The sequence below is a fragment of the Enterobacter sp. ECC-019 genome (genome assembly GCF_043974075.1).
In the GTDB taxonomy this organism is placed as follows: domain Bacteria; phylum Pseudomonadota; class Gammaproteobacteria; order Enterobacterales; family Enterobacteriaceae; genus Enterobacter; species Enterobacter asburiae_D.
Window position 1 is genome coordinate 1,419,511 of record NZ_CP143759.1, and the last position, 14,628, is coordinate 1,434,138.

Annotated in this window: 13 protein-coding genes; 12 read left to right on the forward strand and 1 reads right to left on the reverse strand. The window is 55.2% G+C overall.

The window, feature by feature from the left end; genetic code table 11:
- Nucleotides 1-2: 2 nt before the first annotated feature.
- From murD to mutT, 12 genes are all read left to right on the forward strand, one after another.
- Nucleotides 3-1,319 (forward strand): UDP-N-acetylmuramoyl-L-alanine--D-glutamate ligase, encoded by a 1,317-nt coding sequence (murD, locus tag V1566_RS06595; protein WP_395305399.1) that lies wholly within the window; start codon nucleotides 3-5, stop codon nucleotides 1,317-1,319.
- Nucleotides 1,319-2,563 carry a cell division protein FtsW gene (ftsW, locus tag V1566_RS06600; protein ID WP_395305400.1) on the forward strand — a complete coding sequence of 415 codons (1,245 nt, stop codon included), beginning with the start codon at nucleotides 1,319-1,321 and terminating at the stop codon, nucleotides 2,561-2,563. Before murD ends, ftsW begins: the two co-directional genes overlap by 1 nt.
- Complete coding sequence (gene murG, locus V1566_RS06605; protein ID WP_395305401.1) at nucleotides 2,560-3,624, forward strand: undecaprenyldiphospho-muramoylpentapeptide beta-N-acetylglucosaminyltransferase; 1,065 nt, start codon at nucleotides 2,560-2,562, stop codon at nucleotides 3,622-3,624. Before ftsW ends, murG begins: the two co-directional genes overlap by 4 nt.
- Nucleotides 3,625-3,681: 57 nt before the next feature.
- The gene (murC, locus tag V1566_RS06610) at nucleotides 3,682-5,157 is read left to right on the forward strand and encodes a UDP-N-acetylmuramate--L-alanine ligase (protein WP_395305402.1); all 1,476 of its coding nucleotides are present in this window, start codon (nucleotides 3,682-3,684) and stop codon (nucleotides 5,155-5,157) included.
- Complete coding sequence (locus V1566_RS06615; protein WP_395305403.1) at nucleotides 5,150-6,070, forward strand: D-alanine--D-alanine ligase; 921 nt, start codon at nucleotides 5,150-5,152, stop codon at nucleotides 6,068-6,070. The genes murC and V1566_RS06615 overlap by 8 nt, the downstream gene beginning before the upstream one ends.
- A 1-nt stretch (nucleotide 6,071) precedes the next feature.
- Nucleotides 6,072-6,914 (forward strand): cell division protein FtsQ, encoded by an 843-nt coding sequence (gene ftsQ / locus V1566_RS06620; protein ID WP_023334507.1) that lies wholly within the window; start codon nucleotides 6,072-6,074, stop codon nucleotides 6,912-6,914.
- Nucleotides 6,911-8,167 (forward strand): cell division protein FtsA, encoded by a 1,257-nt coding sequence (gene ftsA / locus V1566_RS06625; protein ID WP_023334508.1) that lies wholly within the window; start codon nucleotides 6,911-6,913, stop codon nucleotides 8,165-8,167. Before ftsQ ends, ftsA begins: the two co-directional genes overlap by 4 nt.
- Before the next feature lie 63 nt (nucleotides 8,168-8,230).
- Nucleotides 8,231-9,382: a cell division protein FtsZ gene (ftsZ, locus tag V1566_RS06630; protein WP_008501978.1), complete on the forward strand. Its 1,152-nt coding sequence runs from the start codon at nucleotides 8,231-8,233 to the stop codon at nucleotides 9,380-9,382.
- 101 nt (nucleotides 9,383-9,483) lie between these two features.
- On the forward strand, nucleotides 9,484-10,401 hold the full coding sequence (gene lpxC, locus V1566_RS06635; RefSeq protein ID WP_008501977.1) for a UDP-3-O-acyl-N-acetylglucosamine deacetylase: 918 nt from the start codon (nucleotides 9,484-9,486) through the stop codon (nucleotides 10,399-10,401).
- Nucleotides 10,402-10,681: 280 nt separating this feature from the next.
- Entirely contained in the window at nucleotides 10,682-11,185 is a 504-nt protein-coding gene (gene secM, locus V1566_RS06640; protein ID WP_074147218.1) for a secA translation cis-regulator SecM, read from the forward strand.
- Between the two features lie 58 nt (nucleotides 11,186-11,243).
- A complete protein-coding gene (gene secA, locus V1566_RS06645) occupies nucleotides 11,244-13,949 on the forward strand; it encodes a preprotein translocase subunit SecA (protein ID WP_213329241.1) in 2,706 nt (901 codons plus the stop codon).
- 57 nt (nucleotides 13,950-14,006) lie between these two features.
- The gene (mutT, locus tag V1566_RS06650) at nucleotides 14,007-14,399 is read left to right on the forward strand and encodes an 8-oxo-dGTP diphosphatase MutT (RefSeq protein WP_023310403.1); all 393 of its coding nucleotides are present in this window, start codon (nucleotides 14,007-14,009) and stop codon (nucleotides 14,397-14,399) included.
- Between the two features lie 34 nt (nucleotides 14,400-14,433).
- Here mutT and yacG read toward each other — a convergent pair whose 3' ends face one another.
- Nucleotides 14,434-14,628 carry a DNA gyrase inhibitor YacG gene (gene yacG / locus V1566_RS06655; RefSeq protein WP_023310404.1) on the reverse strand — a complete coding sequence of 65 codons (195 nt, stop codon included), beginning with the start codon at nucleotides 14,626-14,628 and terminating at the stop codon, nucleotides 14,434-14,436.

The window sequence follows — 14,628 nt, forward strand, 5'->3', positions numbered from 1 at the left end:
TCATGGCAGATTACCAGGGCAAAAAAGTCGTTATCATCGGGTTGGGCCTCACGGGGCTCTCCTGCGTGGACTTTTTCCTCGCGCGCGGCGTGACGCCACGCGTGATGGATACGCGTGTCTCTCCGCCGGGTCTGGACAAACTGCCGGAACAGGTTGAACGCCACCTTGGTGGTCTGAATGATGACTGGCTGCTGGCAGCCGATCTGATTGTCGCCAGCCCAGGTATGGCGCTGGCGCACCCTTCGCTGAGCGCTGCCGCGGATGCGGGCGTTGAGATTGTCGGCGATATCGAGCTGTTCTGCCGCGAAGCGCAGGCGCCCGTTATCGCCATTACCGGTTCTAACGGTAAAAGCACCGTCACTACCCTGGTGGGTGAAATGGCGAAAGCGGCGGGCATGAACGTCGGCGTTGGCGGTAACATTGGTTTACCCGCTCTGATGCTGCTGGACAAAGGCTGTGAGCTGTATGTTCTCGAGCTTTCCAGCTTCCAGCTGGAAACGACCTCCAGCCTGCACGCTGCGGCTGCGACGATCCTCAACGTGACTGAAGATCATATGGACAGGTATCCATTTGGCCTGCAGCAGTATCGTGCCGCCAAGCTGCGCGTTTATGAAAATGCCAAAATCTGCGTTGTTAACGCCGATGACGCACTGACCATGCCGGTGCGTGGTGCGGACGATCGCTGTATCAGCTTCGGTATCACGATGGGGGATTACCACCTGAACCGCCAGCTGGGCGAAACCTGGCTGCGCGTGAAGGGTGAAAAAGTGCTGAACGTGAAAGAGATGAAGCTCACTGGTCAGCACAACTATACCAACGCCCTGGCGGCGCTGGCGCTGGCGGATGCAGTAGGGCTGCCGCGCTCCTCCAGCCTGAAAGCGTTAACCACGTTTTCTGGCCTGGCACACCGTTTCCAGCTGGCGCTGGAGCACAACGGCGTACGCTGGATCAACGACTCCAAAGCCACCAACGTGGGAAGCACGGAGGCCGCGCTGAACGGCCTGCACGTTGAAGGCACTCTGCATTTGCTGCTGGGCGGCGACGGTAAATCAGCTGATTTCTCCTCTCTGAAGCCGTATCTGTCCGGTGATAACGTCCGTCTGTACTGCTTCGGCCGTGACGGCAGCGAGCTGGCTGAACTGCGCCCTGACGTTGCCGAGCAAACCGAAACCATGGAACAGGCGATGCGGCTGATTGCTCCTCGCGTGAAGTCAGGCGACATGGTGTTGCTCTCTCCGGCCTGTGCCAGTCTCGATCAATTCAAGAATTTCGAACAGCGTGGTGATGTCTTTACCCGTCTGGCGAAGGAGTTAGGCTAATGCGTTTATCTCTCCCTCGCCTGAAAATGCCGCGCATGCCAGGATTTGGGATCCTGGCATGGGTATTTGCGGCGCTCAAAGGCTGGGTGATGGGCTCTCGTCAAAAAGATAACGACAGCCTGGTCATGTACGATCGCACGCTGTTCTGGCTCACGATGGGGCTGGCGGCGGTCGGCTTTATTATGGTGACGTCAGCCTCAATGCCTGTTGGGCAGCGTCTGGCGAACGATCCTTTCCTGTTTGCCAAGCGTGATGGTCTTTACATCATCCTGGCGTTCTGCCTGGCGCTGGTGACCTTGCGTCTGCCAATGGAGTTCTGGCAGCGGCACAGTACGGCGATGCTGATCGCCTCGATTATTATGCTGCTGATCGTACTGGTGGTGGGGAGTTCGGTTAACGGGGCATCACGCTGGATCGCCTTTGGCCCGCTGCGTATTCAGCCTGCGGAATTTACCAAGCTCTCCCTGTTCTGCTACCTGGCTAACTACCTGGTGCGTAAGGTAGATGAAGTGCGTAACAACCTGCGCGGCTTCTTAAAACCGATGGGCGTAATTCTGGTGCTGGCGGTATTACTGCTGGCGCAGCCTGACCTCGGTACTGTTGTCGTGCTGTTCGTTACCACCCTGGCGATGCTGTTCCTGGCGGGCGCGAAGCTGTGGCAGTTCATCGCTATCATCGGAATGGGGATTTCGGCGGTTGTGCTGCTGATCCTCGCCGAGCCTTACCGTATTCGCCGTGTGACCTCGTTCTGGAACCCGTGGGAAGATCCATTCGGCAGCGGTTATCAGCTGACGCAGTCGCTGATGGCCTTTGGTCGCGGCGAAGTCTGGGGACAGGGTCTGGGTAACTCGGTACAGAAACTGGAGTATTTACCGGAAGCGCACACTGACTTCATCTTCTCCATTATTGCGGAAGAACTGGGTTATATCGGTGTGGTATTAGCGCTATTAATGGTATTCTTCGTCGCTTTCCGCGCCATGTCCATCGGCCGGAAAGCGCTGGAGATCGATCACCGCTTCTCAGGATTCTTAGCCTGTTCAATTGGTATCTGGTTTAGCTTCCAGGCATTGGTTAACGTCGGGGCCGCAGCGGGTATGCTGCCGACCAAAGGTCTGACGTTGCCGTTGATCAGTTATGGTGGTTCCAGTCTGTTGATTATGTCGACGGCCATCATGTTTTTGTTGCGCATAGATTATGAAACGCGTCTGGAAAAAGCCCAGGCGTTTACACGAGGTTCACGATGAATCAACCGAAGCGGTTAATGGTGATGGCAGGCGGTACCGGTGGACACGTGTTCCCGGGACTGGCGGTTGCGCACCATTTAATGGATCAGGGCTGGCAGGTACGCTGGCTGGGAACCGCAGACCGCATGGAAGCCGATCTGGTACCGAAGCACGGTATCGAGATCGACTTTATTCGTATTTCCGGCCTTCGGGGCAAAGGCCTCAAGGCAATGCTGCTGGCACCGGTGCGTATTTTTAACGCCTGGCGTCAGGCGCGCACCATCATGAAGCGCTTTAAGCCAGATGTGGTGCTGGGCATGGGCGGCTATGTCTCGGGTCCTGGCGGGCTGGCGGCGTGGTCGTTAGGTATTCCCGTCGTGCTGCATGAGCAGAACGGTATTGCCGGTCTGACCAACAAATGGCTGGCGAAAATCGCCACCAAAGTTATGCAGGCGTTTCCTGGCGCGTTCCCAAAAGCGGACGTGGTGGGTAACCCGGTGCGTGTGGATGTGCTGGCGTTACCGCTGCCGGATGCTCGCCTGACGGGCCGTGAAGGGCCGGTTCGTGTACTGGTCGTTGGCGGCTCTCAGGGCGCGCGTATCTTAAACCAGACAATGCCGCAGGTAGCCGCAAAGCTGGGGGATACCGTGACGATATGGCACCAGAGCGGAAAAGGCGCTCAGCAGACCGTTGAGCAGGCTTACGCAGACGAAGGTCAGCCGCAGCATAAAGTCACAGAGTTTATCGACGACATGGCGGCAGCGTATGCCTGGGCCGATGTCGTGGTCTGTCGTTCAGGCGCGCTGACGGTGAGCGAGATTGCCGCCGCTGGTCTGCCTGCCCTGTTTGTGCCGTTCCAGCACAAAGACAGACAGCAGTACTGGAATGCGCTGCCGCTTGAGAAAGCTGGCGCGGCGAAAATTTTTGAGCAGCCACAATTTACCGCCGATGCGGTCGCCACCACCCTGGCGGGCTGGAACAGAGACGTATTACTGGAGATGGCAGAACGCGCGCGCGCGACCGCTATTCCTGATGCGACGGAACGGGTGGCAAAAGAAGTGAGCCTGGCAGCCCAGGCTTAACCCTCGCAGCGCGTGAAGCGCGGCACGAATTTTTAAGTAGTCGATGGCGTTTAGAGAATGAATACACAACAACTGGCAAAACTGCGTTCAATCGTGCCCGAGATGCGTCGCGTCCGGCACATTCACTTTGTTGGCATCGGTGGTGCTGGCATGGGCGGTATTGCCGAAGTGTTAGCTAACGAAGGCTATCAGATCAGCGGGTCTGACCTGGCGCCAAACCCTGTTACGCAGCAGCTGGCGTCGCTTGGGGCGACTATCTATTTCAACCATCGTCCGGAAAACGTGCGCGATGCGAGCGTGGTGGTGGTCTCGAGCGCCATCTCCTCTGACAACCCGGAAATCGTCGCCGCGCACGAAGCGCGCATTCCGGTGATCCGCCGTGCAGAAATGCTGGCGGAACTGATGCGTTTCCGTCACGGCATCGCTATTGCCGGGACCCACGGTAAAACCACGACCACGGCGATGGTCTCCAGTATTTATGCGGAAGCGGGCCTCGACCCGACGTTCGTCAACGGCGGTCTGGTCAAAGCCGCAGGGGTACATGCGCGTCTGGGCCACAGCCGTTATCTGATTGCCGAAGCGGATGAGAGCGACGCGTCGTTCCTGCACCTGCAGCCGATGGTGGCGATTGTCACGAACATCGAAGCTGACCATATGGATACCTACCAGGGTGACTTCGAGAACTTAAAGCAGACCTTCATCAACTTCCTGCACAACCTGCCGTTCTATGGACGCGCGGTGATGTGCGTAGACGATCCGGTGATCCGCGAGCTGCTGCCGCGTGTGGGTCGTCAAATCACCACTTACGGCTTCAGCGAAGACGCTGACGTCCGTGTGGAAGAGTACAAACAGATTGGTGCGCAGGGGCATTTCACTCTGGCGCGTCAGGACAAAGAACTGCTGCACGTCACGCTGAATGCGCCAGGGCGCCATAACGCCCTCAATGCCGCAGCGGCAGTGGCCGTCGCGACAGAAGAAGGCATTGATGATGATGCAATTCTGCGCGCGCTGGAAAGCTTCCAGGGCACCGGTCGTCGTTTCGACTTCCTCGGTGAATTCCCGCTGGACGCCGTAAACGGTAAAACCGGCACAGCGATGCTGGTGGACGACTACGGTCACCATCCGACCGAAGTGGACGCCACCATTAAAGCCGCACGTGCAGGCTGGCCTGACAAAAATCTGGTGATGGTCTTCCAGCCGCACCGCTTCACGCGTACGCGCGATCTGTACGACGATTTCGCCAGCGTCCTGTCACAGGTAGATACCCTGTTAATGCTGGATGTTTATTCAGCGGGCGAAACTCCGATTCCAGGCGCAGACAGTCGTTCTTTATGTCGCACCATCCGTGGACGCGGTAAAGTGGACCCTATTCTGGTTTCTGACCCTGCTCAGGTGGCGGAAATTCTGGCTCCGGTCCTGACAGGTAACGATTTGATTCTGATTCAGGGCGCGGGAAATATTGGCAAAATCGCCCGTACCTTAGCTGAAATCAAACTGAAGCCGCAAACCCAGGAGGATGAGCATCATGGCTGATAAGATTGCTGTCCTGTCTGGCGGCACCTCCGCCGAGCGCGAGGTTTCCCTGAATTCCGGCGCGGCTGTGCTGGCTGGCCTGCGTGAAGGTGGCGTCAATGCGCACCTGGTCGACCCAAAAGAGGTCGACCTGACACAATTAAAAGCCATGGGCTTCGATAAAGTCTTTATCGCTTTGCATGGTCGTGGCGGTGAAGACGGCACCCTGCAGGGGCTTCTGGATTTGATCGGCATGCCGTACACCGGCAGCGGCGTGATGGCCTCCGCAATCTCTATGGATAAATTGCGCAGCAAGCTTCTGTGGCAGGGCGCGGGGTTACCCGTTGCGCCATGGGTGGCACTGACGCGTCGCGAATTTGAATTGGGCCTGCCGGATAGCGTTAATGCACGCATTGCTGAACTGGTCTTACCGGTTATTGTAAAGCCCAGCCGGGAAGGCTCCAGCGTGGGAATGTCCAAAGTCGATAAAGCTGAAGATCTTTCGTCCGCTTTAGCACTGGCATTTCAACATGATGAAGAAGTTCTGATTGAAAAATGGCTCAGCGGGCCGGAATTTACCGTCGCGATGCTTGGCGAAGAAATTTTACCGTCAATCCGTATCCAACCGGCCGGAACCTTCTATGATTATGAGGCGAAGTATCTCTCTGATGAGACGCAATATTTCTGCCCTTGTGGCCTTGAAGCTGAGCGTGAAGCAGATTTACAGTCCCTGGTGCTTAAAGCCTGGCATGTTCTGGGTTGCCGTGGCTGGGGACGCATCGACGTGATGCAGGACAGTGATGGACAATTTTATCTGCTGGAAGCCAATACCTCTCCGGGAATGACCAGCCACAGCCTTGTGCCGATGGCTGCGCGTCAGGCGGGGATGAGTTTCTCGCAGTTAGTCGTACGCATTCTGGACCAGGCGGGCTGATATGTCTCAGGCTGCATTGAACACGCGCAACCGCGATGACGAGGACGAATACACCTCTTCACGCCGCAGTAATGGAACGCGTCTTGCAGGCATCATTTTCCTGCTCGGGGTGCTGTGCACCGTGTTTATCAGCGGCTGGATGGTCCTGGGCTGGATGGAAGATGCGCAGCGGTTGCCGCTTTCTAAGCTGGTGGTCACCGGTGAGCGCCACTACACGCGTAACGACGATATTCGTCAGTCCATACTGGCGCTGGGCTCGCCTGGTACCTTTATGACGCAGGACGTCAATATTATCCAGAGCCAGATAGAACGTCTGCCATGGATAAAACAGGCGAGCGTAAGAAAGCAATGGCCTGATGAATTGAAGATTCATCTGGTTGAATATGTGCCCATTGCGCGTTGGAATGATCAGCACATGGTTGACGTAGACGGAAATTCCTTCAGCGTCCCGGCCGATCGTGTCAACAAGCAAAATTTACCGATGTTGTATGGCCCTGAAGGCAGCGAAAACGAAGTGTTACAGGGTTTTCGCGAAATGGGGCAGGTGCTGGCGAAGGACAGGTTTACGTTAAAAGATGCTGCCATGACGGCGCGCCGTTCCTGGCAACTGACGTTAACGAACGGCATTAAGCTCAACCTGGGACGCGGAGACACAATGAAGCGTCTGGCGCGTTTTGTCGAACTTTACCCGGTTTTACAGCAGCAGGCACAGACTGACGGCAAACGGATAAGCTACGTTGATTTGCGCTATGACTCAGGCGCAGCAGTCGGTTGGGTACCGGCTCCGGTCGAGGAACCTAATCAGCAACAGAATCAGGCACAGGTACAGGCAGAACAACAATGATCAAGGCGACGGACAGAAAACTGGTAGTTGGACTGGAGATTGGCACCGCGAAGGTTGCCGCTTTAGTAGGGGAAGTTCTGCCCGACGGTATGGTCAATATCATTGGCGTAGGCAGTTGCCCGTCCCGTGGTATGGATAAAGGTGGGGTAAACGATCTTGAATCGGTGGTGAAATGCGTTCAGCGCGCCATCGATCAGGCTGAATTGATGGCAGATTGCCAGATTTCTTCTGTCTATCTGGCCCTTTCTGGTAAGCACATTAGCTGCCAGAACGAAATCGGTATGGTGCCGATTTCCGAAGAAGAAGTGACGCAGGAAGACGTTGAAAACGTCGTGCACACGGCAAAATCCGTGCGTGTCCGTGATGAACACCGCGTGCTGCATGTCATTCCGCAGGAATATGCGATTGACTACCAGGAAGGGATCAAGAACCCGGTCGGTCTTTCTGGCGTACGTATGCAGGCAAAAGTGCACCTGATCACATGTCACAACGATATGGCGAAGAACATTGTAAAAGCCGTTGAACGTTGTGGCCTGAAAGTTGACCAACTTATTTTCGCGGGTCTGGCGGCAAGTTATTCCGTGCTGACCGAAGATGAACGTGAACTGGGTGTCTGTGTGGTCGATATTGGTGGTGGTACAATGGATATCGCCGTGTATACCGGCGGTGCGTTACGCCACACCAAAGTGATCCCTTATGCCGGGAACGTTGTGACCAGCGATATTGCTTACGCTTTTGGTACGCCGCCGAGCGATGCAGAAGCGATTAAAGTGCGCCACGGCTGTGCGCTGGGGTCTATCGTTGGCAAAGATGAGAGCGTTGAAGTGCCGAGCGTCGGTGGTCGTCCACCGCGTAGCCTGCAGCGCCAGACGTTGGCAGAGGTGATTGAGCCGCGTTATACCGAGCTGCTCAACCTGGTCAACGAAGAGATTTTACAGTTACAGGAACAACTTCGTCAGCAGGGCGTTAAACATCATCTTGCGGCGGGGATTGTATTAACCGGCGGTGCAGCGCAAATTGAAGGTCTTGCGGCCTGTGCTCAGCGCGTGTTCCATACGCAGGTGCGTATTGGTGCGCCGCTGAATATCACCGGTTTAACGGATTATGCTCAGGAGCCGTATTATTCAACGGCTGTGGGCCTGCTCCACTACGGGAAGGAATCTCATCTCAGTGGTGAAGCAGAAGTGGAAAAACGCGTCTCAGTGGGGTCGTGGGTCAAACGACTGAACAACTGGTTGCGAAAAGAGTTTTAATTTTTTTAAGAGACCGGAGAGAATTAGCGGTCTCGGGCGACAGGCACAACGGAGAGAGAAATTATGTTTGAACCTATGGAACTGACCAACGACGCGGTGATTAAAGTCATCGGCGTCGGTGGTGGCGGCGGTAACGCCGTAGAGCATATGGTGCGTGAACGCATTGAAGGTGTTGAATTCTTCGCAGTTAACACCGATGCACAGGCACTGCGTAAAACGGCTGTAGGCCAGACTATCCAGATCGGCGGTGGTATCACCAAAGGGCTGGGAGCAGGGGCTAACCCGGAAGTGGGTCGCAATGCGGCTGAAGAAGATCGTGAAGCGCTGCGCGCTGCACTGGAAGGTGCGGACATGGTCTTCATCGCAGCAGGTATGGGTGGCGGTACCGGTACCGGCGCAGCACCTGTTGTGGCTGAAGTGGCAAAAGATTTAGGTATCCTGACCGTTGCTGTCGTGACCAAGCCTTTCAACTTTGAAGGCAAGAAGCGTATGGCGTTCGCGGAGCAGGGTATCACCGAGCTGTCCAAGCATGTGGACTCGCTGATCACCATTCCGAACGACAAACTGTTGAAAGTTCTGGGTCGCGGTATCTCCCTGCTGGACGCATTCGGTGCAGCAAACGACGTGCTGAAAGGCGCGGTTCAGGGTATCGCTGAACTGATTACCCGTCCTGGCCTGATGAACGTCGACTTTGCAGACGTTCGCACCGTGATGTCCGAAATGGGCTACGCGATGATGGGCTCTGGCGTGGCGAGTGGTGAAGACCGTGCAGAAGAAGCGGCTGAAATGGCTATCTCTTCTCCACTGCTGGAAGATATCGATCTGTCTGGTGCGCGCGGCGTGCTGGTCAACATTACCGCTGGCTTTGACCTGCGTCTGGATGAGTTCGAAACCGTGGGTAACACCATCCGTGCGTTCGCCTCTGACAACGCTACCGTGGTAATCGGTACTTCCCTTGACCCTGAAATGAACGACGAGCTGCGTGTGACGGTAGTTGCGACCGGTATCGGTATGGACAAACGTCCTGAGATCACCTTAGTGACCAACAAGCAGACTCAGCAACCGGTAATGGATCGTTACCAGCAGCACGGTATGTCTCCTCTGACTCAGGAGCAGAAACCGGCCGCAAAAGTGGTGAACGACCCAACGCCGCAAACGGCGAAAGAGCCAGATTATCTGGATATCCCGGCGTTCCTGCGTAAGCAAGCTGACTAAGAATTGGCTGGAATTAGGGGATTTGCGCTCTTTGTGCTAAACTGGCCCACCGTTAGTGATATACACTCTCGGTTGGATAGTTAATTTGGCGAGATTATACGATGATCAAACAAAGGACACTTAAACGTATCGTTCAGGCGACTGGTGTCGGTTTACATACCGGCAAGAAAGTCACGCTGACGTTACGCCCTGCGCCGGCCAATACCGGGGTCATCTATCGTCGCACCGACTTGAATCCACCGGTAGATTTTCCGGCCGATGCCAAATCTGTGCGTGATACTATGCTCTGTACTTGTCTGGTGAACGAGCATGACGTGCGGATTTCTACCGTAGAGCACCTGAACGCCGCCCTGGCGGGTCTGGGTATCGACAACATTATTGTTGAAGTCGATGCGCCAGAAATCCCGATTATGGATGGCAGTGCTGCACCGTTCGTCTATCTGTTGCTGGATGCCGGCATCGAAGAACTGAACTGCGCGAAGAAATTTGTACGCATCAAAGAGACCGTTCGCGTCGAAGATGGCGACAAGTGGGCTGAATTCAAACCGTACAATGGTTTCTCGTTGGACTTTACCATCGACTTTAACCATCCGGCGATTGATTCCAGCACCCAACGCTATGCGATGAACTTCTCTGCCGATGCGTTTATGCGCCAGATCAGCCGAGCCCGTACATTTGGCTTCATGCGTGATATCGAATATCTGCAGTCCCGCGGCCTGTGCCTGGGCGGCAGCTTCGATTGTGCCATCGTTGTTGACGATTATCGCGTACTGAACGAAGACGGCCTGCGTTTCGAAGATGAATTCGTTCGTCACAAAATGCTGGATGCTATCGGCGACCTGTTCATGTGTGGTCACAACATCATTGGTGCATTTACCGCGTTCAAATCCGGTCATGCGCTGAACAACAAACTGTTGCAGGCCGTCCTGGCAAAACAGGAAGCCTGGGAATATGTGACCTTCGAAGACGAAGCTGAACTGCCGCTGGCTTTCAAAGCACCAAGCATGGTTCTGGCGTAACGGTTCACGCCGTTTCGTAAAAAAAATCGACTGGTTAACCTGGTACTCTCTCCGACCAGGAAGACCAGTCGTTTTTATTTTTACCCTTCTTCGTTTGCCCCAGCGTTATCTCTCGTTTGTCTTACGCAGAAAATGTGTGCGTTAGCTGCATTCTTGACCGTTTTTCCCCGCGGCGGCACCTCATTCCTGCTGATGTATATTGGCATTAGTGGTACTATCTGGGCGCTAAAAAGAATAACTGAACTCAGCCTCTGCAAGGCTGGCTTATTGGGTGGAGCAGGTGAGCGGAATACTGACGCGCTGGCGACAATTTGGCAGACGTTACTTCTGGCCGCATCTCTTATTAGGGATGGTCGCGGCGAGTTTCGGCTTGCCTGCGCTTTGCAACAGTGCCGAAGCGGCGACGCCCGCAAAAACCTCTACCACCAAACACGATCTCAACACGCGGGTTAACTTTACTAACCTCGCGTGGCTTGAAGCCAACCGCCGCCCAAACTTCTCGGTTGATTACTGGCACCAGCACGCTATCCGCACGGTTATCCGCCATCTGTCCTTCGCGATGGCACCGCAGGCCATGCCTGTTGCGGAAGAGACGCTGCCGGTGCAGGCACAGCATCTTGCCCTGCTGGACACGCTCAACGCGCTGCTCACGCAGGACAGCCAGCCGCCGGTCATGGTTCGCCAGACGACGCAACGTGCGTTGGTTTCACCGGTTTCATTCTCTGTTTCAACCTGGATTAGCCAGGCCCACGGCATTCGCGCCGGGCCGCAACGCCTCAGCTAAATTAACTTTTTCAATACCTTAATTTATCTGCCCACACTGGGGCGTTTGAGAATTTATTATGCTAATCAAATTGTTAACTAAAGTTTTTGGTAGTCGTAACGATCGTACCCTGCGCCGTATGCGTAAAGCTGTTACCGTCATCAACGGTATGGAACCGGCGATGGAGAAGCTCTCTGATGATGAGCTGAAAGCGAAAACGGCGGAATTCCGCGCGCGTCTGGAAAAAGGCGAAACCTTAGAAAGCCTGATCCCGGAAGCGTTTGCTGTCGTGCGTGAAGCAAGTAAGCGCGTATTCGGCATGCGTCACTTCGACGTTCAGCTGCTGGGGGGTATGGTGCTTAACGAGCGCTGCATCGCGGAAATGCGTACCGGTGAAGGTAAAACCCTGACCGCAACGCTGCCGGCTTACCTGAACGCGCTGACCGGTAAAGGCGTTCACGTGGTTACCGTCAACGACTATCTGGCGCAGCGTGACGCCGAAAACAACCGTCCATTGTTCGAATTCCTCGGTATGACCGTCGGCATCAACATGTCCGGCCTGCCTGCGCCAGCCAAGCGCGAAGCGTATAACGCGGACATCACCTACGGCACCAACAACGAATACGGTTTCGACTACCTGCGTGACAACATGGCGTTCAGCCCGGAAGAGCGCGTACAGCGTAAACTGCACTATGCGCTGGTGGATGAGGTGGACTCCATCCTGATCGATGAAGCGCGTACCCCGCTGATCATCTCCGGCCCGGCTGAAGACAGCTCCGAGATGTACCGTAAAGTCGACAAAATCATTCCACACCTGCTGCGTCAGGAGAAAGAGGACTCGGATACCTTCCAGGGTGAAGGCCACTTCTCCGTTGATGAAAAAGCGCGCCAGGTGAACCTGACCGAACGCGGTCTGGTGAAAATTGAAGAGCTGCTGGTGGCTGAAGGCATTATGGAAGAGGGCGAGTCCCTGTACTCCCCGAGCAATATCATGCTGATGCACCACGTAACCGCTGCGCTGCGCGCCCACGCGCTGTTTACCCGCGACGTCGATTACATCGTAAAAGACGGCGAAGTGATCATCGTCGATGAACATACCGGCCGTACCATGCAGGGACGTCGCTGGTCTGACGGTCTGCACCAGGCTGTGGAAGCCAAAGAAGGTGTGGATATTCAGAATGAAAACCAGACGCTGGCGTCTATCACCTTCCAGAACTACTTCCGTCTGTACGAGAAGCTGGCGGGGATGACCGGTACTGCTGATACCGAAGCGTTTGAATTCAGCTCTATCTACAAGCTGGATACCGTGGTTGTTCCAACCAACCGTCCGATGATCCGTAAGGATATGCCGGACCTGGTGTACATGACCGAAGCGGAAAAAATTCAGGCGATCATCGAAGATATTCGCGACCGTACTGCCAATGGCCAGCCGGTTCTGGTGGGGACCATCTCCATCGAGAAATCCGAAGTGGTTTCACACGAGCTGACTAAAGCGGGTATCAAACACAACGTTCTTAACGCCAAATTCCACGCCAAAGAAGCAGACATTGTTGCGCAGGCGGGTTATCCGGCTGCCGTGACCATCGCCACCAACATGGCGGGTCGTGGTACCGATATTATGCTGGGCGGTAGCTGGCAGGCTGAAGTGGCGGAGCTGGAAAACCCAACGCCAGAGCAGATTGCCCAGATCAAAGCCGACTGGCAGGTTCGTCATGACGCCGTTCTGGCTTCCGGCGGTCTGCACATTATCGGTACAGAGCGTCATGAATCCCGTCGTATCGATAACCAGCTGCGTGGCCGTGCGGGTCGTCAGGGGGATGCCGGTTCATCCCGCTTCTACCTGTCTATGGAAGATGCGCTGATGCGTATTTTTGCCTCCGACCGCGTATCCGGCATGATGCGTAAACTGGGTATGAAGCCTGGCGAAGCCATTGAGCATCCATGGGTCACCAAAGCGATTGCTAACGCGCAGCGTAAAGTGGAAAGCCGTAACTTCGATATTCGTAAGCAGCTGCTGGAATATGATGATGTGGCTAACGATCAGCGTCGTGCGATCTACACCCAGCGTAACGAACTGCTGGACGTGTCCGACGTGAGCGAAACCATCAACAGCATTCGTGAAGATGTGTTCAAAGCCACCATCGACGCGCATATTCCACCTCAGTCTCTGGAAGAGATGTGGGATATCGAAGGCCTGCAGGAACGTCTGAAAAATGACTTTGACCTCGATCTGCCAATCAAAGAGTGGCTGGATAAAGAGCCTGAACTGCACGAAGAGACCCTGCGTGAACGTATCTTTGAAACCGCGCTGGACGTCTACAAGCGTAAGGAAGAGGTTGTTGGCGCTGAAATGATGCGCCACTTCGAAAAAGGCGTGATGCTGCAGACTCTGGACTCCCTGTGGAAAGAGCACCTGGCGGCGATGGACTACCTGCGTCAGGGTATCCACCTGCGTGGCTATGCGCAGAAAGATCCGAAGCAGGAATACAAGCGTGAATCCTTCTCCATGTTTGCGTCTATGCTGGAGTCACTGAAGTACGAAGTGATCAGCACTCTGAGCAAGGTTCAGGTGCGTATGCCTGAAGAAGTGGAAGCGATGGAGCAGCAGCGTCGTGAAGAAGCCGAGCGTCTGGCACAAATGCAACAGCTGAGTCATCAGACCGACGACAGCGAAGCCGCAGCGGCGATCGCCGCGCAGACCGGCGATCGTAAAGTGGGTCGTAACGATCCGTGCCCGTGTGGTTCCGGTAAAAAGTACAAGGCGTGCCACGGCCGTCTGAGCTAAGTACATAAAAAAACAAAAAGGCGCAGATTTCTGCGCCTTTTTTATGGAAGTGACAATATGAAAATACTGCAAATTGCCGTCGGGATTATTCGCAACCCGCAAAACCAAATCTTCATCACCCAGCGCGCTGCCGACGCTCATATGGCGAACAAGTGGGAGTTTCCGGGCGGTAAAATCGAGTCAGGTGAAACGCCGGAAGAGGCGCTGGTTCGGGAGCTTCAGGAAGAGGTGGGGATCACCCCGCTTGGCGCAACGCTGTTTGATAAGCTTGAGTACCAGTTTCCGGACAGGCACATCACGCTGTGGTTCTGGCTGGTGGAAAACTGGGAAGGTGAACCCTGGGGAAAAGAGGGACAGCCGGGTAACTGGGTAGAGCTTCAGGCAAGTGATGCTGAAAAATTCCCGCCAGCGAATGAGCCCGTGATCCTGCGGTTAGTCGCACAACCGTAAGCCTGCTGAGCGAAGCGCCAGCAGGCTTTACAGATTACTGCTGGGTTTCACTCCAGTCATCGCTGTCCGAGAGATCGCCTTCGCTTGGAATGCGTTTCTCTTCCGCCGCCCATTCGCCCAGGTCAATGAGCTGACAGCGCTTGCAGCAGAATGGGCGGAACGGACTCACTTCGCCCCAGACAACGGTTTTGCCACAGGTTGGGCAGCTTACGGTGGTGACATCAGACAT

Coding starts and splice junctions, on each gene's coding strand:
- murD (WP_395305399.1), top strand. CDS start 3: ATGGCAGATTACCAGGGCAAAAAAGTCGTTATCATCGGGTTGGGCCTC.
- ftsW (WP_395305400.1), top strand. CDS start 1,319: ATGCGTTTATCTCTCCCTCGCCTGAAAATGCCGCGCATGCCAGGATTT.
- murG (WP_395305401.1), top strand. CDS start 2,560: ATGAATCAACCGAAGCGGTTAATGGTGATGGCAGGCGGTACCGGTGGA.
- murC (WP_395305402.1), top strand. CDS start 3,682: ATGAATACACAACAACTGGCAAAACTGCGTTCAATCGTGCCCGAGATG.
- V1566_RS06615 (WP_395305403.1), top strand. CDS start 5,150: ATGGCTGATAAGATTGCTGTCCTGTCTGGCGGCACCTCCGCCGAGCGC.
- ftsQ (WP_023334507.1), top strand. CDS start 6,072: ATGTCTCAGGCTGCATTGAACACGCGCAACCGCGATGACGAGGACGAA.
- ftsA (WP_023334508.1), top strand. CDS start 6,911: ATGATCAAGGCGACGGACAGAAAACTGGTAGTTGGACTGGAGATTGGC.
- ftsZ (WP_008501978.1), top strand. CDS start 8,231: ATGTTTGAACCTATGGAACTGACCAACGACGCGGTGATTAAAGTCATC.
- lpxC (WP_008501977.1), top strand. CDS start 9,484: ATGATCAAACAAAGGACACTTAAACGTATCGTTCAGGCGACTGGTGTC.
- secA (WP_213329241.1), top strand. CDS start 11,244: ATGCTAATCAAATTGTTAACTAAAGTTTTTGGTAGTCGTAACGATCGT.
- mutT (WP_023310403.1), top strand. CDS start 14,007: ATGAAAATACTGCAAATTGCCGTCGGGATTATTCGCAACCCGCAAAAC.
- yacG (WP_023310404.1), bottom strand. CDS start 14,628: ATGTCTGATGTCACCACCGTAAGCTGCCCAACCTGTGGCAAAACCGTT.